Consider the following 18,885-nt stretch of genomic DNA (forward strand, 5'->3'; position numbering starts at 1 on the left):
GGGTTCACCAGGTCTCGATTGAGAGATCTTTGATCCGCTCGAATTCCCGGACATTGCGGGTCATCAGTGTAAGGTTCCGAGCGCGAGCCTGCCCGCCGATCAACGCATCGTAGGGACCGATCGGAGTTCCCAACGTCGCGAGCGTTGCCCGAATCTCTCCAGCATGTCTTGCGTCTTCTCGATCGAATTCGAGCACCGGGAACTGCAGAGCTTCGATGCGCGCCAAATTTTCAGCCCTTCGTTGGCTCTTTTCAGCACCATAGTATAGTTCGTGTGCGACGATCGCAGAGAGGGCAAAGTCCTGCGGCTTGTGCCGTTTCAGCAGCGCCAACAGCCCGGCGTCGCCCTTGATGACTGCGATGACGGCATTGGTGTCGAGCAGGTAGATCACTTGAAAACGTCATCCAAAGCAGGCCGATCCTGCCCGTCTTGACGTTCCAGCGCTGCCTCGGCGAAATCGTTGTCAAGCGGTCCGATCACTTGGTCAAGCCACGCCCAATCCTGCGCTAGCGGTTCCAAGATGACGGTTTGCCCGTGACGGCGGATCGAAACCTCGTCTGTTTCGAAACGGAACTCCTTGGGCAGACGTACAGCTTGTGACCGGCCCGACCAGAACACCTTTGCCTTGTCCATCATGCTATCCTCAAATGAGATATAGCAAAGATATATCCCTTCATGGCGACGCAGACAAGTCCGAGCTCAAGGCGCGCAGGCCGATTGCGACATTGGCTGCAGCCGATAGACCTTGTCGTCGGATTTCGTCTTGCCGTCGGCGGCCTTCGAACACAGATCGACGATGGCGAGTGCGCTGTTGGGATTGGCCAGCATCATGCTGCCGTCGACGCCACGCTTGAGGAAAATCTCCTTCTGCGCGATGTCGCAGGAGAAATCGCTCATCTTCGAGCTCGCCGCGCAGCGCCACTGGTCGGCCTCGCCCTGGCAGGAATAGGTCTGTGTCACCTTGGCCGATTTCTGCCGTGTGGTGACAGTAACGGCAATGTCGGCGCCGTCTGGCCAGTTGGCCGCATCGCCGCCCGAGGCGAAGGACGCCAGTTCCACCGGTCCGCGGAAAACCCGGATCGACTGGGTCAGCTGGTCGGGATGCGAACCGAGATGGGCTGCATCATAGTCGCGCCCGTAGCAGAAGGCCTGGTCCGGCTTCAGCCGCTCACGCAAGGGAGTTCCAAGAGCCGGATCGATCGGATCGATGCGCGCGAATTCGGCCTGGCATGTTGCGGCCGGCATCGGGTCGAGGCGGAAATTGTCGTCCTCGCTCCCCAGCGCCTGCCTGTCATATTCGGCTTCACCGAGTTCATCTTCCGATCCTGCGTCGAGATAAAGATCGGCCGAGACATCGGTGAGGATCAGACGCCCTTTGTCATCGAGCTTCAGCGAGGCCATGGTGCGGTCGCAGTCCATGCCGCAACGGATCGAACCGCTCTTTCCGTCCTCGGACTCGTGATTGCACCAGCCGCCGGCCCATTCCGGCGCCTTGGCGCCGCGCACCGTGGTGGCGATAAAGCCGTTATAGGACGAGTCGGAGTTTGTCGGTGGCTCCTCGTTCGGGCGGCTGACCGGGTCGTGCCCATAGAGGAAGAAGATCCGCGCCACCTTCTGCTTCGGATGCGCCTTGAGGTGCGCGGCGTCATAGATCCGGCCGAAGCAGGCATCAGCCCCGTTCGGGCTGAGTTCGGTGAGCTTGAGCGCATCGTCGGCGAAGGCCGAACCGGCAAGCGCGCCAAGCAGGGCTGCGCCAAACCCGGCGCCGGCGACTGTCTTCCACTCCCCTACCCTGAACGCCATGTGACCTCTCCTCCGCATCGACAGGACGTAACGTCAATTTATGCTAGTATTGCGGCCGCAGCCACGCAATTCGCGGCGAGCCGCCAAGCGGGGGAGGATGCCATGCGCCGGCGCGATATGTTCCGCGCGGTTCTTGCCGGAACCGGAACGCTTCTTGGCCTGCGGGCAGTGCAGGCAGCCGCCCCAGAGCCCGTCAGGCAAAAGGTCGCCTATCACTTGAGCGACGTCGACAAGGTCAATTTCGTGCTCGGCAACATCAAGAACCACTATGACGGCACCGGCGGCAATGTCGACATCGTGCTGGTCGTGCATGGTCCGGCCTTGGCCGCCTTCAAGTCGAAAGGCATATCGGCGGCGATTTCAGGGCGCTTCGCCGGCCTGGTGCAGCAGGGGCTGGAACCGCACGCCTGCGCCAACACCATGCAAGGCATGGATATTTCGCTCGCCGACCTGCTCGCCGGTTTCCATGCCGCCGACAAGGGCGGCGTCGTCAAACTCGCCGAACTGCAAGGCCAGGGCTACGCCTATCTGCGCCCCTGAGGCTTGAACACCGGGGCGGCAAGGGCCTACGAAGGACAGGCTGAAATCCCGGAGGAAGAACCCGTGCCAGCCACCACACTCAGCATACCCGATCTTGCCGGCAAGTCAGTGCTGGTCACCGGTGCGTCGACCGGCATCGGGGCGGCGCTCGCGCTGGCCTATGCAGCGCAGAAATGCAAGGTGGCGCTGCACTACAATTCAAGTCAAGGCGCCGCCGAGAAACTCGGCATGACGATCGCCGACAAGGGCGGCGAGGTGTTTCTCGTCCAGGGCGATTTCTCCGTTGCCGCCGATGTCGAACGCGTCGTCGAGGACAGCGCGCAGTATTTCGGCCGCCTCGACGGGCTGGTCAACAATGCCGGCGGCATGCTTGGCCGCATCCCCTATGCCGAGCAGACCGAAGCGCATTACGACGCGGTGATGGACCTCAACGCCCGTTCGGTGCTGACCGCCTCGCGCAAGGCGATCCCGTGGCTGAAGAAACAGGGCGGCTTCATCGTCAACACCTCGTCGATCGCCGCGCGCAATGGTGCGGGCGGCGGCGCCGGGCTTTACGGCTCGGCCAAGGCCTTCGTCTCCAACGTGACGCGCGGCATGGCCAAGGAGTTGATCGGCTTCGGCATCCGCGTCAACGCGGTGGCGCCCGGCACCATTCTCACCCCGTTCCACGAGCGCTATTCGACCGATGAGCAGATGAAGGGCATGGTCGCCACCATTCCGCAGGGACGCGCCGGCACGGCGCAGGATTGCGTCGGCGCCTATCTGTTCCTCTCTTCCGATCTTCTGAGCGGCTACATCACCGGCCAGGTGATCGAGGTGAATGGCGGCCAGTTGATGCCTTGAGCGGCTGTCGGCATACTGGTGATCTGCATGTTCTTGTCGAAAACCTCAAAGGGAGACAACGGAATGTATGGACTGATCGGCAAGATGCGGGCGGCGCGCGGCCAGCGCGACGCGGTCATGGACGTCCTGCGCGCCAGTACAGGCGCCCTGCCGGGCTGCCTGAGCTACATCATCGCCCGCGACCCCGCGGACGCCGATGCGATCTGGGTCACCGAAGTGTGGACCGACGCCGAAAGCCACAAAGCCTCGCTGCAGCTTCCCGAAGTCCAGGCGGTGATCGCCAAGGCGCGGCCGTTCATCGCCGGCTTTGAATTCCAGGTCGAGACCCACCCCGTCGGCGGCTTCGGCCTGGCCGACGGCAAAAGCGACTGAGGCGCGCAAGCATCCTTTTTCGACGCAGTGGGGTTCGCATCACCTCGCTTCGCGTCTAAGACCAAAACATGGATTCCTCGGCCGAGCAGCCCCCAGACCAGCCCGCCATCGAACGCATGGCGCGAATGCGCAAGCTCTGGCAATGGCTGGCCCTGCTGATCGTCTCCCTGCTGTTTGCCGGCGCGCTGGAACTCGCGGCCCTGCCGGCGGCGCTGCTGATCGGGCCGATGCTGGCGGCCATCGTCGCCGGCACCAATGGCGCCACAGTGCGCGTGCCGCGGCTTCTGTTCGGCGCCGCACAGGCGATCGTCGGCTGCCTCGTTGCCAGCTCGATCTCAGCCGACATCTTTCCGGTCTTCTACCGGGAATGGCCGCTGTTTCTCGGCGTCGTGGTGGCCACCGTCACGGCCTCCAGCCTGCTCGGCTGGCTGATCAGCCGCTGGCGCATCCTGCCCGGCACCACCGCCGTCTGGGGCTCGTCGCCAGGTGCGGCCACCGCGATGGTGCTAATGGCCGGCGCGTTCGGCGCCGACCAGCGCCTCGTCGCCTTCATGCAATATCTGCGCGTCATCTTCGTCTCGATGACGGCGGCACTCGTTGCCAAGATGTGGGTCGACACGTCGGGCGTCGAAATCCCCGCCATCGTCTGGTTTCCGCCGATCGATCCGCAACCCTTCGCCGCCACCATCGGCATCGCGCTTGTCGGCGGCCTCCTGGGAAAACTGCTGAGGCTGCCCTCGCCCTTCTTCCTTGGCACATTCATCTTCGGCACCGCTGTCCATCTCGGCTTGGGCGTGGAGATGCAATTGCCGCAATGGCTGCTGGCAGTCAGCTACGCCATGGTCGGCTGGTCGATCGGCCTGAACTTCACAAGAGCGATCCTGCGCCATGCGACGCGTGCCTTGCCGCAGATCATCGCCTCGATTGTGGCGTTGATCGCTTTTTGCGGCGGCCTTGCCTTCATGATCAGTCATCTCTTGGGCATCGATCCGCTGACCGCCTATCTGGCGACCAGCCCCGGCGGCATGGACAGCATCGCCATCATCGCCGCCGCCGCACAGAACGTCGACATCTCCTTCGTCATGGCGCTGCAGTCGGCCCGCTTCCTGATCGTGCTGCTGGTTGGCCCGAGCGTGGCGCGCCTGGTGGCAAGAAGCGTCAGGCAATAGACAAAGCCGCCTGCGCCAACCTCACGACCCGGTTGTGAAATCACAAGGCCGTGACGCGCTGGCTGGCCCCCGCGGCAAGACGTTCGGGAAGGAAATCGACGAACACGCGCACCTTCGGCGACAGATGGCGATTGGAGGGCCACAGCATCCGGAACTGGCCACGGCCGTCGACATGATCGTCGAGGACGGTGCGCAGCCTGTCTTCGTGCAGCGCCTCGCGCACCAGGAAATCCGGCATGCAGGCGATGCCGAGGCCGGCGAGCGTGGCGCCTTTCAACGCTTCCATATTGTTGCAGGTCAGCATCGAGCGTATCTGCGGCTCAGCGCTTCCGGTTATGAACGGCCACTCCAGCAGCCTGCCGCTGTTGAGGAAGCGGAAGTTTATGCCGAAATGCCTGATGAGATCCGCCGGCTCGCCGGGTGTGCCATGGCGGTCGAGGTAGGAGGGCGCCGCGCACAGCAGCATGCGAAAGGGCGCAACGGGTCTCGACACCAGGCGTGAATCGGGCAGCTCGCCGCTTCGGATCGCGACATCGATGCCCTCGTCGATCACGTCGACGATCCGATCGTTGAAATCGATGTCGAGCTCGATCTCGGGATAGCGGGCCATGAACTCCGACAGCACCGGCAACAACAGATGATAGGTAACGATCGGAGTGGATATGCGCAGCCGCCCATGCGGGGTCTCCCGTGTCCGCGACAGCATCGCCTCGGCATCGTCGATGTCGTCGAGGATGCGCCGCACCCGCTCGTTGAACAGCTTGCCCTCTTCCGTCAGGCCGATGCGCCGCGTGCTGCGCTGCAGGAGCCGCACGCCAAGCTCCTGTTCGAGCCTTGCAACGCTCTTGCCGACGGCGGACGCAGAAATGCCGAGCGCCCGGCCGGCAGCGATGAAACTGCCGAGTTCGGCAGTACGGGCAAAGGCTATGAGGCCATTGAGGCGATCCATCGCATTCTTCCATTCGAGCGTTTTAGTCCTGTATATAAGGAGATATAGTACTATTTTTCCTGAAATGCCTTCGACCTATCTTGTCATTGCGACCGGCTCCGTAACCGCGCGGCCTACCGGCGGATTCTGTTCAGATAGGAAAATCCATGACTTTGAAGTCCACAACCGGCTCTGCCGAGCGATGGCTCGTGCTTTTGTCGGTATGCCTTGCCGCGATGACGATGCCCTTGACCTTCACCGGCCCGGCCGTCGCACTCTCCCGCATCGCGGCCGATCTCGGCGGCAGCCCGGTCGAACTCAACTGGGTGACCAATGCCTTCATGCTGACCTTCGGCGCCACCCTGATGGCATCGGGCGCACTGGCCGACAACCACGGCCGCAAGCGCATCTTCCTCGCTGGCCTCTGCCTCTATGTCCTCGCCTCACTCGGCGCGATGCTCGCGCCTGACATCGTCTGGTTCGACATCCTCAGGGCCGCGCAAGGGATCGGCAGCGCCGCCGCCTTTGCCGGTGGTGCGTCCGCGCTCGCCCAGGAGTTCGAAGGGCAATTGCGGCTGCGTGCCTTCAGCTTCCTCGGCACCAGTTTCGGCATCGGCCTCGCCTTCGGCCCGATCGCCTCCGGCCTGCTCATCTCTGCATTCGGCTGGCGATCGATCTTTCTGCTTGTCGCAGCACTCGCGGTTGCCTCGGCAGCCCTCGGCCAGCGCACCGTCAGGGAATCGCGCGATCCGGATGCGACGGGCGTCGACTGGGCGGGAGCCGGCACCTTCACGATCGCACTCGCGTCGCTGACCTATGGCGTGCTCCAGGCCCCGCAAAGCGGCTGGGCCGATCCCCTGGTCGTCACGCTGCTCGCAGCGGCGGCGCTCTTCTTTGCCGCGTTCGTTATCGTCGAGCGGCGCGCGCGCCGACCGATGCTCGATCTCACGCTGTTTGCCTACCCCCGCTTCGTCGGCGTCCAGTTTCTGGCGGCGGCACCCGCCTATGGCTTCGTCGTCCTGCTCGTCCTGTTGCCGATCCGCTTCATCGGCATCGAGGGGATGAGCGAGATCAAGGCCGGGCAATTGATGATCTGCCTCTCGGGCCCGCTGCTGATCCTGCCGATGCTCGCCGGCCAGTTGGCGCGCTGGATCGCGCCGGCCACGATCTGCGGCGTCGGCCTGCTCGTCGCTGCCGCCGGGCTTGTCTGGCTGAGCCTGACACCGCCGGTCGATAGCGCGCTGGTGGCGCCGCTGGTGCTGATCGGCGTCGGCATCGCTCTGCCCTGGGGATTGATGGACGGGCTTGCGGTCAGTGTCGTGCCGAGGGAGCGCGCCGGCATGGCAGTCGGCATCTTCAACACCACCCGCGTCGCTTGCGAGGGCGTGGCACTCGCGATTGTTATGGCGACCCTGTCGGGCTTCACCGCCTCGCAACTCGCCGCACAGGGAACGGCGTCTTCAACGGCTGCAGCGCAGTTGCTGGTGACAGGCAATCTCGGTGCAACGGCGCAACATTTGCCGCAAGCCGGAGCCGCTGTTCTGATCCAGGCTTACGAGACGGCGTTCGACAGGCTGCTGATCGTGCTGGCGGCAATCACCGTCATGACCGCCATCGTCGTCTTCCTTGGCCTGCGTCGCGGAGCGGCTTCGGAACATGAGGCCAATGCTCTGCCGGCATGCCAGGAAGGATAGTCAGGCGATGACGAGACTCGCTATGCGATCGCCGTCCAGCGTGAAGCTCATATCGCCCTCGCCGTTGAAGCCGTTGCCTGTAACGGCGATGCGGACGCGGTGGCTGCCTTCCACCGACGTGATACGGACGATGCGAAGCTGGGATTTCACGCCGATATTGTCCGACTGGTTCCAGCGCGCGATCTGCTCGCGGCCGTGGAAGGACCGTCCCCAGTCGGTCAGGGATGCGTCGGCGGCAAACGTGTCGAGAAAGGCTTGCGTGTCGCCGGCATTGGTGGCTTCGACAAAATGGCGGATCGGATCGGGTATGATCATTCGTCTGTGTCCAAGGTGCGTTGAGATTCAGGTCAGGCTGAGTCGAAAATGGTTGATACCGAGAACCGGAGCGGAGCGTACTTAAGTACGTGAGCACCGGAAGCGCAGGTGTCAGCCATTTGCAGGCCAGCCTCACCTGAATATCAATGCACCTCAGTCGAGCCTGTGCATCAGATCCTCATCCAGCCAGCGGCCGAAGAAATAGACCAGTTGCTTGTGCCACCACGGCCAGTCATGGCTGACATCGCCACCCCAATAATCGACCCAGGCCGGAATGGACTTGTCGCGCAAGATCTGTTCCAGCCGGCGCGTCTCGACCAGCATCCGCTCTTCCCAAGCGCCCTGCCCGCAGCAGAAGATCAGCCTGAGCGCCTTCAGCCGGGCAAGCAGTTTGGGATCGACGATGCCGGGCAGATAGTCGAGCGGCGAGTTGTAGAAAATGTCGCCTTCAAGCGCCTTGCCGAAAAAGTCGCGGGCCGAATAGACGCCCGACAGCGCGATGACGCCGCTGGCCAGTTCCGGAAAGCGGAAGACGAAATTCGACGAATGGTAGCCGCCCATCGAGCAGCCCGAGAACAGCGGCTTCAGCTTGCGCCCGCCATTGGCTTGCTCGGCTGTCGACAGGAATTCCGGCAGCGCCTCCTCGCGCACGTAGCGGAAATAGGCCTCGTGACGGGCGATGCGGTGGGCGGCGTCGGCATGCTTGTCGAAGAAGGATTCCGAATCGACGCCGTCGACCGTGAACAATTGGATGCGGCCGGTGTCGATGAATTCGGCCAGTGCGCCCACCCCACCGGAATCCTCGAACTGGTAGAACCGCCCCTGCGAGGTCGGGAACACCACCACCGGCCGGCCGGCATGGCCGTAGCGCTTGTATTCCATGTCGCGGCCGAGCTGGCTCGAGAAACTCTTGTGATAGGAAATGTCCATCGCCTCACGCCTTTTCCGCGTGGATATAGGCGACCGCCTCGCGCAGCGCGGCTTCGTCTCTCGAGCGCATCTGATAGGCGTAATTTCCCATGGCGCGGCTGAAAACCTCTTCGATGGCCTGATGGTGGACGATCTTGTCGCGGTGCGCGGCTAGCACGTCCTCATGGCTATGCAAATACCGCAAGTGCCGCTTGCGGCTGGCATAGGCGGTGAAATACTTGCCCTCGTAAGGGCCGCCGGCGACATCTTTCACCACCATATCGGCCCATGCCCCATAGACGTCGATGTCGAACGTATAGTTGATCGCATCGGTCATCCAGGCGCCGGGCGGGCGCATGTTGACCTCCAGCGCGATGACCCGGTCGTCCCTGGTCTCGAACAGCTCAATGTGGAAGAAGCGTTCGCGCACGTCGAATGCTTTCAGGATCTTTCGACCGGCCTCCTCGACCGCCGGGTTGATCCTGGGAAAGCAGATGTAGCTCATGTGGCGGTCCTTGTTGACCACCTCCATGACGCTCTGGTCGTAGCGGTGGCTGGCCGCCAGCACCACCTCGCCGTCGCGGTTGACCAGCCCGTCGAAGGTCACCACCAGCCCCTCGATGAACTGCTCCATGACGAAGGTCACGTCCTCGGGCTTGTCCCTGAAGAATTGGTCGAGCTCCTTGGCATTGGAGATCTTGAAGGTGTTCGAGGCGCCGGAGCCGCTGTCGGGCTTGACCACGACGGGATAGCCGACGCGGCGGATAAAGGTCATGGCCCCGGTTCGGTCGGAGCATTTGCGCTGGGCGATGGTGTCGACGCCGCTCTTGCGGAAGAAGGCGCGCATGCGGCTCTTGCGCTTCAGATTCTTCACGAAATCGAGCTTGGTGCCATAGATGTTGAAGTCGGTGCGGATGTTGGCTTCCAGCTCCAGCCAGTGCTCGTTGAGCGATTCAAAGCGGTCGATGCGGCCCCATTTGTGGATGAAATGCCCCATCGCCCGGAACACCGGATCGTAGTCCTCCATGTCGGCGACGCGGTAATATTCCGAAAGGGCTGCTTTCAGCTTGGCGTCGAGCGCGTCATAGGGTGCGTCACCGATACCGAGCACCCTGGCCCCGGCCTTCTTCAAACGGTCGCAGAAATCCGCGCCATTGGCGGGAAAATGCGGCGAGAAGAACACGAAATTCATGGACGACCCCCTCCCGGCGACGGGACATCGCAACCCGTCGATGCCCAAGTCTGGCGCATTTGCCGCGCCTGGGGAAGAGCACGCGCGTTCGGGAAAATATCCGACAGATCCCGGCCCGCCATGTGGCCCCACTTGCCTCTCACAAGCCGCTCCTGTATGAGAACCGCCATGAACACGCGCGCCACCAACGCTTCCCGTCCGGCCGGTTTTTCCGGCGAGACCGTGCGCGCGTTGGCTTCGGCCCTGCTTCTTCTCGGCCTTATCGGCGATCGCCGGGTTCGCTGAAGGAGCGCCCGGCGGTCGAACCGCCGCGCAAGCGCATGCTCCTTGGCAATCACATTAAGCGAACGAAATTCTGGTAAAGGCGCCGCTCGCCATCAATCCACCTGAAGGTGGATCCATGAGCCGCCGGGAGAAACGACGATGAACGCACGAGAAGAGATCCGTTCCGATGCCGCGGTAGCCGGCAAGGATGCGGCCAGAGGGATGCCTGACGCAGCCCGCAAGTATCAGCCCTATCCCACCGTCGGCCTCACCGACCGCACCTGGCCCTCGAAGATCATCGACAAGGCGCCGATCTGGTGCTCGGTCGATCTGCGCGACGGCAACCAGGCGCTGATCGACCCGATGGGCCACGAGCGCAAGGCGCGCATGTTCGGCTTGCTGCTCGACATGGGCTTCAAGGAGATCGAGATCGGGTTCCCGTCGGCCTCGCAGACCGATTTCGACTTTGCCCGCTGGTGCATCGAGGAAGGCAACGTACCCGCCGGTGTCTCGCTCCAGGTGCTGGTGCAGTGCCGGCCCGAACTGATCACCCGCACCTTCGAGGCGCTCAAGGGCGCCACCAACCCGATCGTCCATTTCTACAATTCGACCAGCGAATTGCAGCGCCGCGTCGTCTTCGAAAAGGACGTCGGCGGCATCAAGCGCATCGCCACCGACGCGGCCAAGATGATCACCGACATGGCGGCCAAGGCCGGCGGCGGCTTTCGTTTCGAATATTCGCCGGAGAGTTTTACCGGTACCGAGCTCGAAGTGGCGCTGGAGATCTGCAACGCCGTCACCGAGATCGTCAGGCCGACGGCGGACAACAAGCTGATCGTCAACCTGCCTTCGACGGTCGAGATGTCGACACCCAACATCTATGCCGACCGCATCGAATGGATGTGCCGCAACCTCGACAACAGGGAGAACCTGCTGGTCTCGCTGCATCCGCATAATGACCGCGGCACCGGCATCGCCACCACCGAACTCGGCCTGATGGCCGGCGCCGATCGTGTCGAAGGCACGCTGTTCGGCAATGGCGAGCGCACCGGCAATGTCGACATCGTCACGCTGGCGCTCAACATGTACACGCAAGGTGTCGATCCCTTGATCGACTGCTCCGACATCAACCGGATGAAGGACGTCTACGAATATTCGAACCAGTTGAGGATCCCCGAGCGCCACCCCTATGTCGGCGAGCTCGTCTACACCGCCTTTTCCGGCTCGCACCAGGATGCCATCAACAAGGGCATGAAGGCGCTGAAGAAGGCCAATAAGAGCCTGTGGGAGGTGCCCTATCTGCCGATCGATCCGGCCGATGTCGGACGCAGCTACGAAGCCATCATCCGCATCAACTCGCAGTCCGGCAAGGGCGGCATCGCCTATGTGCTGCAGGCCGATTACGGCCTCAACCTGCCGCGCAATTTGCAGATCGAATTCAGCCAGGAGATCCAGGCGATCACCGACGCTGAGGGCAAGGAAGTGCCGGCCAGGCGCATCTACGAGCGCTTTCTTGAAACCTATGTCGACCAGCCTGCCGCGCGGCTGAAATTCCTCGATCATCACACCTACCCCAGCACCGAAATCAAGGGCCGGCGCGTGGTTGAGGCGGTCATCCTCGACCAGGGTAAGGAAATTACGATCACAGGCACAGGCACCGGTCCGATCGACGGCTTCGTCGATGCGCTGTCGCGTCATCTCGGCGTCGAGATGTCGGTGCTCGACTATTCCGAGCACTCGTTGCAGCGCGGCTCGAACGCCTCGGCCATTTCCTATGTCGAGATGGAATATCCTGGTGGTAAACTGTTCGGCGCCGGCATTAACACCAACATCGTCGCCGCCTCGCTGGAAGCGGTGATGTCCGCCGCCAACCGCATCGTTGGCAAGAAAGCCGGCTGACGCACGACCGGAGCAAAGATCGGGACCGTCCCAACCGGGTGAGCGGTTCCGATCTTTCGGGCCATTAACCACCGCGGAACTATCCGGTGGGGTACGTGATCGCATAATGGGTGGATACTTGTGTGGCGGTGCGGGAGCTATATGATCGCACCTCAACCTGTGCCGACTTCGAGAGGATCGACACTTGCAGCATGCCACGCCTGCCGCCCCCGCAGTGCGCGAGACACTGGAGCGACTGCTTGCCAGCCAAACGTTCGGCCGGTCCGAGCGTGCGCGCAAGCTGCTGCGTTATCTTGTCGAACGTGAACAGGCCGGCGAAGGCGACAGGCTCAAGGGCTTCTCCATTGCCATGGATGTTTTCGGCAAGGACGGCGATTTCGATCCGTCGACCGATGCCGTGGTGCGGGTGCAGGCAGGCAGGCTGCGCGAGCTTCTACAGCACTATTTTGCCAATGAGGGCATTGCCGAACCCGTCCGCATCGCCATTCCGCGCGGCGGCTATGTTCCTGCCTATGAACTGAACGCGATCCGGCTGCCGGATGTTGCCGAGCTCAAACTCGACGCCACGGTATCCGCCGATCCGCCCAACGCCAGCACGGGCATGCTGCACGCGGCATCGCTGGCTTCCGTACCGTCTTCGCCCGCCCCCTCGGTGGCGCGTCATCTCCGCTTCTTCTGGGTGGCGATCGCCTTGGTTATCGCCATGCTGGGCGTATTGATCCTTCGTCAGGGCAGCACTGCCTTGCTGACGGGCGGCGACATGTCGGCAACGATCGAGAACGCCGGCGCAACCGGAAGCATCGTGCCAACGGCAATGGCTGACGCCCTGCCGCAAGTCTATATCGGCCTCAAGGCTGAAGGCACCTACGCCAGCCGTGTTGCCGCGTCGCTGCGCGCCGGCCTGAGCGGCTTCGATACGATCGACTTCATCGGCCGCGACACCGCCACCGATCCGGCCGACGATACCACGAGCTTCATATTCGACATCCTGCCTGGACCGGACGCGGGCGACATCACCATCGAGCTGCAAAGCATGGCGTCCGGACGGGTGCTTCTTTCGCGCAATCTGACCCCTGCCGACAACGCACCTGCCGCGGTCGAAGACCGTATCGCCGATATGCTGAGTTCAGCCCTCCCCGCCTCGGGCACGATCTACAATTATATCGAGCAGACCGGTGCGCCAAACGGTCTGACGCAATGCCTGCTGCTCAACGACAAATATTATCTCGACCAGAACGCCAGGACCCATGAGGCTGCCTATCGCTGCCTCGAGAAACTGGCCAATGGCGGAGCGAAATCCTCGCTCGTTTATTCGGAACTTGCCTCCCTGCATCTCGAGGCGGTCTCCGATCATTACGCCTATCCGCCCAATGCGACGATTGAAAAAGCGGTGGAGTTTGCCCATCGCGGCGTGCAGATGGGGCCGACAAGCCCTTATGCGCATCGCTCCTACGGCTACGTCAGTTCGCGCCTCGGCAACACCGACGAAGCGATCCGCTGGATGCGCAAGGCCTATGAACTCAATCCCTATGATCTCGGCATGGCTGCCGCTTACGGCTACGGGCTGATATTCGCCGGTCGCTATGCTGAGGGAACGCCGATCCTCGACCATGCGGCGGAGACCTTCAGCGGGCACTCGACATGGTGGGATTACGGGCTGTTCGTCGGTGAGTTCATGCAGGGCGACATGAACAAGGCCATCGCGGCCAGCATGGCACTGAGAACGACGGCAACGAAATCGCACTATCTGGCGGCACGGTTGATCGGCGCCAAGGCTGCCGGACAGGACCACCTGGTGAGCACACTGCTGAACCAACTGACTACCGAATTCCCTAAATTTGCCGCCGATCCGCGCGCGACCTTCGTCGAGCGGAAATATCCGGCCGACCTGACCGAGCGGCTGGTCCAGGCGCTGCGCGCAGCCGGGCTCGGCAACCCAAGCTGACACCAATCGACGTCCGGATCGAGCGCGCCGCGTTCGATGGATTTCCTGCGCTCTTTCGCATGATGCCGGTCAGCGTCGAGTTCTGTCCGCAACCGTACAAATCGCGAAAATTTTACTGGCCATCGCTGTGGACTAGGAGCAATCCAGCCACAATTGGTGTTCCGCATCCTGACAACAGCAAAAATCAGCTTTCATGACCGCATCGCTTTTTGCCGCCGAACAGGGTGTTGGCTCGAAGGCCATTGTCCTGCTGCATGGTTTCGGCGGCTGCCACGATGTCTGGCGCGAGGTGATTTCCGCCCTGGCGCCTTCCACGCACACGCTGGCCTATGATCTGCCGGGGCATGGGTTGTCGCTCGATTTTCCCGCCGCCGGTCCGGCCAAGGTGGCGGCAAGGGCCGTACTTGCCGATCTCTCGGAGCGTCGCCTGAAGCGCGTTCATCTCGTGGGCCACTCGATGGGCGGCGCGGTGGCGGCGCTGATGGCGTTGGCTGCGCCCGAAAGAATAGCCTCGCTGACGCTTCTGGCGCCGGGCGGCCTTGGCCCCGAGATCAACGGACCACTGTTGCGTCGCTATGCTGGCGCAGCCGATCGGTCCGAGATCAGGGCCTGCCTCGTCGCTATGTCAGGGCCAGGGACCCGGCCCTTCGATCGCACCGTGGACGCTCTCTGGGAAATGCGCCGGCGACCCGGCCAACTGGAAAAACTCGTCGAGATCGCAGTCGCCATGACCATGGGCGATCGGCAAGGCGTCATCCCGCATGATCGTCTCGACAGCCTGAACATGCCGGTGATGGTGGTGTGGGGAACCGACGACGCGGTGCTGCCCTTTACCCAGGCGGATGATCTGCCGGCGCATTTTCACGTGCACCATGTGCTGGAGGCCGGCCATATGCTGACCGAGGAAGCGCCCAAGCTCGTTGCCGAGATCATTCGCCGCAACACCAGGCGCCGCGCCAGGCCGCATCGCCAGAAATTTGCCGCCGCGGCCAGCTGACCTTTTCGCGCACAACATTTTCCTGAGCCTCGATCCCATCGATCTCGCCAGTGCATTTTGCCGGCGGCTGTGTTAACCCCATGTTAACCAAACCCGCGAGGCAAACGCCGATGAAGGAAGCAGGCGAGAAGACCGTCGACCAGTCGAAGAAACTGTCCGATGCCATCCGTGATGTGAAAAATGCCTTCGCCGACCGTGACGACGTCGTCGTCGATATGCGCGAGGCGCATCGCATGCGCCTCGATCTGCTTGCCGCCGAGCTGGCGCCGGTTTTTGCCGATGTTCCCGCCGACATGGACAATTTCGACTTTGTCGTCTCGTCTGGCTTGCAGCCGCGCCTGTGGATCGACGCCGTCAGCCATGTCGCCATGGGACGCGACCGCCGCACCTATCGCTTCCTCAAGGACACCCGCATCGGCCGGGTGGTGCTTGCCGAATCCACCGAGATGAAGCCGGTTGCCGATTCCGTGACGCGCTATGTCGCCGAGCGCATCGTCGAGCGTCAGAGGATGATGGAAGGCGGGGTCGAACCGGCTATCGCCGGCATGAAACGCGCCAATGTCCCGGAAGCCGAACCACCACTGCGTGCGACGACGCGCAGCAAGCGCTGGTCGGCCTTTCTGTCCGGGCTTGGCCTGGTCGCTGCCGGCGCACTGGTCGGCCTTGTGGTGTCGGTCGTCCTGTTCTGGGACCGCATTGTGGCCATGGTTGTCAACTTGCGGCCATAGCGGCCTCGGCGCCAAACTCCAGCGTCTGCAGATCGGATGGCGGTATGGACGGCCCGGTCAGGCCGCGCCGTGTCAGTCGGATTCGCCAGTTTCCCTTTTCACCGTCGATGTCGAACAGATTGTACTGCGCCGCCGGGTGCTTGCCGCCCGGCGCCTGGCCGGCGGCAGCGACGCCGACCGCCGGGATCCTGACGCCTCGACCGCCGATGAAGAACAGCGACGGCAGATGCGAATGGCCGTGCAGCACAAGTTCGGCGCCATGGCGGCGAATGATCTTGTGAAAGCGGGCGATGCCGAACAGCCGCTTGTGCTGCGGGACCGCGCCGCGCACCGGCGGATGGTGGATCATGATGGCGCGGAACAGCCCCTGTCCGGCGGTATCCCCGAGGATTTTACCAAGCCGCTCCGCCTGGCCTTCCATGAAGAAACCATTGGCCATGAAGGGTGCTGTGGCGCGTGCCGTCGAGACACCGATCAGCGCGACATTGCCGCGCACGCGCAGATAGGGGAAGGCGTTGCGGTCGACCGGCGTGTTGACGCCGTCGCCGCTCATCCACGCCGCCCAGGATCGGCAGACCTTGTCGAAGGCGCCGGGCACATAGGCGTCATGGTTGCCCGGAACGACCGAAACATCGTGCGGCGATCCCAGCGTCTCCAGCCAGTGCTTGGCCATCTCGATCTCGCCGTCGAGCGCCAGATTGACCAGGTCGCCGGTGACGGCGAGGTGGTCAGGCGCGTTCGCCTTGACGTCGGCCACGATCGTGTCGATGACGGCGTCATGCATATGGCGGCGGCGGTTGCGCTGCCAGTTGACGTAGCCGAGCACACGCTTGGAGGCGAGATCGCGATAGGATACATCGGGGAGCGGCCCCAGATGGACATCGGAAATATGCGCGAGCCTGAACATTTCTCTTTCATAGGCGACGGGCGCGCGGCTTTCCACACAAGGTTTCCTTTCCACCCACGGTTTCGCAGCTGATGGCGAAACCTGAAGATGCCTTCCGCCAGACCGGCTGGGCTGGACTCAGGGCCAGGCTGTTCCATCTCTATTTCGTGCTGCGGCGGCCGATGACGCTTGGCGTGCGCGGCCTGATCCACGACACGGCGTCCAATTCCGTCTTCCTCATTCGACACACTTATGTGCCGGGCTGGCAGCTTCCCGGCGGCGGCGTCGAAGTCGGTGAGACGCTTGCCGAGGCACTGGCACGCGAACTGGCCGAGGAAGGCAACATCGCGTTGACCGCCCCGCCGGTGCTGAAGTCGATGCATTTCAATCGTCGCGCCAGCCGCCGCGACCATGTCGGCTTCTACCTGATCGAGCATTTCAGCCAGACGGCGCCGAAGCTGCCGGACCACGAGATCGCCGAAGCTGGCTTCTTCCCGCTCGACCGCTTGCCTGAGGGCACGACGCCGGCGACGCTGCGCCGGATCGCCGAGATTTTTGGCGACGAGCAGCCCTCGCCCTACTGGTAGATCAGGCCGCCGCTTTCTCGAACCGCGCCCGGTCATGCCGTGCACCGTAATCCAGTTCCGGCCCTACCGGAACGATCCGCGTCGGATTGATCGTCTGATGGCTGGCGTAATAATGCGCCTTGATATGATGCAGGTTCACGGTCCCGGCCACGCCAGGCACCTGATAGAGATCCCGCAGATAGTTGGACAGGTTCGGATAGTCGGCGATGCGGCGCAGATTGCATTTGAAATGGCCGACATAGACCGGGTCGAAGCGCACCAGTGTGGTGAACAGCCGCCAGTCGGCCTCGGTGATGCGGCTGCCGACGAGATAGCGCTGTTTTGACAGCCGCTCCTCCAGCGTATCCAACGCCGCGAACAGTTCGCCGAACGCCTCTTCATAGGCGCGTTGCGTGGTGGCGAAGCCGGCGCGGTAGACGCCATTGTTGACCGCGGGATAGACCAGCGCATTGATGCGGTCGATCTCGCGGCGCAGGTCCTCGGGATAGAAGTCGAGCCTGGCATCGCCCCATTCGTCGAAAGCCGAATTCAGCATGCGGATGATCTCGGAAGACTCGTTGGAAACGATGGTCTGCTCCTTTTTGTCCCACAGCACCGGCACCGTCACCCGGCCCGAATAGGCGGGATCGGCTTTGGCATAGATCTGGTGCAGGAAGTCGAGGCCGTAAAGTGTATCGCCGGTAGCGCCATCCTCAGCCAAAAACGTCCAGCCGTTGGCGCCCATGAAATGATGCACCACCGACACCGATATGATGCCTTCCAGCTTCTTCAGCGCGCGAAAGATCAACGTCCGGTGCGCCCACGGACAGGCAAGCGAGACATAGAGATGATAGCGGCCGGGCTCGGCCTTGAAGCCGCGCGTCCGGCCTTCGGCCGGCGCTCCGTCAACGGTGATCCAGTCGCGCCATTGCGAGTGCGTCCGCACGAACCTGCCGCCGTTGTCCGCCGTGTCATACCAGCGATCCTGCCACCTGCCTTCAACCAGCAATCCCATGCAAATCTCCTTGCGTCCCATTGGTTTATGTAGGCGCAAGGCTGCCCTGTCGAAGACGTCAGGTGCTGAACAGACCGTCACTTGGCAGAAACGACGGACAAAAACGGCCGATTGCAGCGGCAGGAAATTGATGCTAGCGGACAATCCGCATGTTCGACTTTGCTTTGATCCGGTTTGACCGACGACGAAAGGGCGCCCGCGCTTGATGAAGCGCTGACTGGCGAATGCTGCCGTTTGCAGCAAACCTTTCCTCCTTACCGGAACGCAAAGACCATGAGCCTTGCCGACGTGAAATACCTGCCGGAAACCCCGGTGCATGACCTCCAGATCGAAGCCATCAACGACGAAGCCTTCGGGCCCGGCCGCTTTGTGCTGGCCGCCTACAAGATCCGCGAAGCCGGAGGGCACGAACGCTCGCTGTCCTTTGTCGCCGTCGATGGTGACCTTGTCGTCGCCTCGGTGCGCATGACCCGCGTCGCCGCCGGCGCCGGTCGCGCGCTGATGCTCGGGCCGCTTGCGGTGCGGCCGGCCTTCAAGAATCTCGGCATCGGCCGCCGACTGGTGGCGATCGCGCTGGAGGCCGCCGCCAAGGCCGGCGCGCCCGCGGTCATGTTGGTCGGTGACGAACCCTATTACGGTCCGCTCGGTTTCAAGCGGATTCCGCGCGGCCAGATTTCGATGCCGCGCCCTGTCGATCTCGACCGGCTGCTGTCGCACGAGATCGCGCCGGGCGCGGTCGCCAGGCTCTCGGGCGAGGTCTGCCACGCCGATCAGGCCAGGGTGGCCGATCCCATCGCGGCGATGGCTTGACCTTTCCCGT

General features: G+C 62.9%; 20 protein-coding genes. 11 read left to right on the forward strand and 9 right to left on the reverse strand.

The window, feature by feature from the left end; genetic code table 11:
• Positions 1–4 precede the first annotated feature (4 nt).
• From EJ076_RS29285 to EJ076_RS29295, 3 genes are all read right to left on the reverse strand, one after another.
• On the reverse strand, positions 5–391 hold the full coding sequence (locus EJ076_RS29285) for a type II toxin-antitoxin system VapC family toxin (RefSeq protein ID WP_109659649.1): 387 nt from the start codon (positions 389–391) through the stop codon (positions 5–7).
• A complete protein-coding gene (gene vapB, locus EJ076_RS29290; protein WP_023760667.1) occupies positions 388–633 on the reverse strand; it encodes a type II toxin-antitoxin system VapB family antitoxin in 246 nt (81 codons plus the stop codon). The genes EJ076_RS29285 and vapB overlap by 4 nt, the downstream gene beginning before the upstream one ends.
• 66 nt (positions 634–699) lie before the next feature.
• Complete coding sequence (locus EJ076_RS29295) at positions 700–1,803, reverse strand: hypothetical protein (RefSeq protein WP_126070211.1); 1,104 nt, start codon at positions 1,801–1,803, stop codon at positions 700–702.
• A gap of 102 nt (positions 1,804–1,905) precedes the next feature.
• Here EJ076_RS29295 and EJ076_RS29300 point away from each other — a divergent pair, with 102 nt between their 5' ends.
• From EJ076_RS29300 to EJ076_RS29315, 4 genes are all read left to right on the forward strand, one after another.
• Complete coding sequence (locus EJ076_RS29300) at positions 1,906–2,343, forward strand: DsrE family protein (RefSeq protein WP_126070212.1); 438 nt, start codon at positions 1,906–1,908, stop codon at positions 2,341–2,343.
• 63 nt (positions 2,344–2,406) lie between these two features.
• Positions 2,407–3,186, forward strand: a complete 780-nt coding sequence (locus tag EJ076_RS29305; protein ID WP_126070213.1) for an SDR family oxidoreductase — start codon at positions 2,407–2,409, stop codon at positions 3,184–3,186.
• A 63-nt stretch (positions 3,187–3,249) separates the two neighbouring features.
• Complete coding sequence (locus EJ076_RS29310) at positions 3,250–3,558, forward strand: putative quinol monooxygenase (RefSeq protein ID WP_109659643.1); 309 nt, start codon at positions 3,250–3,252, stop codon at positions 3,556–3,558.
• 68 nt (positions 3,559–3,626) lie between these two features.
• Positions 3,627–4,727: an AbrB family transcriptional regulator gene (locus tag EJ076_RS29315; protein WP_126070214.1), complete on the forward strand. Its 1,101-nt coding sequence runs from the start codon at positions 3,627–3,629 to the stop codon at positions 4,725–4,727.
• A 40-nt stretch (positions 4,728–4,767) separates the two neighbouring features.
• On the opposite strand, the gene EJ076_RS29320 is transcribed toward EJ076_RS29315, so the two are convergent.
• Positions 4,768–5,676: a LysR family transcriptional regulator gene (locus EJ076_RS29320; RefSeq protein WP_126070215.1), complete on the reverse strand. Its 909-nt coding sequence runs from the start codon at positions 5,674–5,676 to the stop codon at positions 4,768–4,770.
• A 146-nt stretch (positions 5,677–5,822) separates the two neighbouring features.
• On the opposite strand from EJ076_RS29320, the gene EJ076_RS29325 reads away from it, so the two are divergent.
• Positions 5,823–7,349, forward strand: coding sequence for an MFS transporter (locus tag EJ076_RS29325; protein ID WP_126070216.1), 1,527 nt, complete (start codon positions 5,823–5,825; stop codon positions 7,347–7,349).
• Here EJ076_RS29325 and EJ076_RS29330 read toward each other — a convergent pair whose 3' ends face one another.
• The 3 genes from EJ076_RS29330 to EJ076_RS29340 all read right to left on the reverse strand — a co-directional run bounded on the left by EJ076_RS29330 (position 7,350) and on the right by EJ076_RS29340 (position 9,765).
• On the reverse strand, positions 7,350–7,664 hold the full coding sequence (locus tag EJ076_RS29330; protein ID WP_126070217.1) for a nuclear transport factor 2 family protein: 315 nt from the start codon (positions 7,662–7,664) through the stop codon (positions 7,350–7,352).
• Between the two features lie 153 nt (positions 7,665–7,817).
• Positions 7,818–8,594, reverse strand: coding sequence for an esterase family protein (locus EJ076_RS29335; protein WP_126070218.1), 777 nt, complete (start codon positions 8,592–8,594; stop codon positions 7,818–7,820).
• A gap of 4 nt (positions 8,595–8,598) precedes the next feature.
• Positions 8,599–9,765, reverse strand: a complete 1,167-nt coding sequence (locus tag EJ076_RS29340) for an ATP-grasp domain-containing protein (RefSeq protein WP_126070219.1) — start codon at positions 9,763–9,765, stop codon at positions 8,599–8,601.
• Positions 9,766–10,188: 423 nt separating this feature from the next.
• On the opposite strand from EJ076_RS29340, the gene leuA reads away from it, so the two are divergent.
• From leuA to EJ076_RS29365, 4 genes are all read left to right on the forward strand, one after another.
• Entirely contained in the window at positions 10,189–11,928 is a 1,740-nt protein-coding gene (gene leuA / locus EJ076_RS29350) for a 2-isopropylmalate synthase (RefSeq protein ID WP_126070221.1), read from the forward strand.
• 184 nt (positions 11,929–12,112) lie between these two features.
• Positions 12,113–13,873 carry a tetratricopeptide repeat protein gene (locus EJ076_RS29355; RefSeq protein WP_126070222.1) on the forward strand — a complete coding sequence of 587 codons (1,761 nt, stop codon included), beginning with the start codon at positions 12,113–12,115 and terminating at the stop codon, positions 13,871–13,873.
• Positions 13,874–14,066: 193 nt separating this feature from the next.
• Positions 14,067–14,870 carry an alpha/beta fold hydrolase gene (locus EJ076_RS29360; protein WP_126070223.1) on the forward strand — a complete coding sequence of 268 codons (804 nt, stop codon included), beginning with the start codon at positions 14,067–14,069 and terminating at the stop codon, positions 14,868–14,870.
• A gap of 110 nt (positions 14,871–14,980) precedes the next feature.
• A complete protein-coding gene (locus EJ076_RS29365; protein WP_126070224.1) occupies positions 14,981–15,598 on the forward strand; it encodes a hypothetical protein in 618 nt (205 codons plus the stop codon).
• Here the strand turns inward: EJ076_RS29365 and EJ076_RS29370 are convergent.
• Positions 15,582–16,505 carry a metallophosphoesterase gene (locus EJ076_RS29370; protein WP_126070225.1) on the reverse strand — a complete coding sequence of 308 codons (924 nt, stop codon included), beginning with the start codon at positions 16,503–16,505 and terminating at the stop codon, positions 15,582–15,584. The two genes, EJ076_RS29365 and EJ076_RS29370, sit on opposite strands and share 17 nt — an antisense overlap.
• 71 nt (positions 16,506–16,576) lie before the next feature.
• Between EJ076_RS29370 and EJ076_RS29375 the strand changes: the two genes are divergently transcribed.
• Positions 16,577–17,071, forward strand: coding sequence for an NUDIX domain-containing protein (locus tag EJ076_RS29375; protein ID WP_126070226.1), 495 nt, complete (start codon positions 16,577–16,579; stop codon positions 17,069–17,071).
• A 1-nt stretch (position 17,072) separates the two neighbouring features.
• Here EJ076_RS29375 and EJ076_RS29380 read toward each other — a convergent pair whose 3' ends face one another.
• Complete coding sequence (locus EJ076_RS29380) at positions 17,073–18,065, reverse strand: glutathione S-transferase family protein (protein ID WP_126070227.1); 993 nt, start codon at positions 18,063–18,065, stop codon at positions 17,073–17,075.
• A 273-nt stretch (positions 18,066–18,338) separates the two neighbouring features.
• Here EJ076_RS29380 and EJ076_RS29385 point away from each other — a divergent pair, with 273 nt between their 5' ends.
• Positions 18,339–18,875, forward strand: a complete 537-nt coding sequence (locus EJ076_RS29385; RefSeq protein WP_109661255.1) for an N-acetyltransferase — start codon at positions 18,339–18,341, stop codon at positions 18,873–18,875.
• Positions 18,876–18,885 lie beyond the last annotated feature (10 nt).

It is taken from the genome of Mesorhizobium sp. M7D.F.Ca.US.005.01.1.1 (genome assembly GCF_003952545.1).
GTDB lineage: Bacteria > Pseudomonadota > Alphaproteobacteria > Rhizobiales > Rhizobiaceae > Mesorhizobium > Mesorhizobium loti.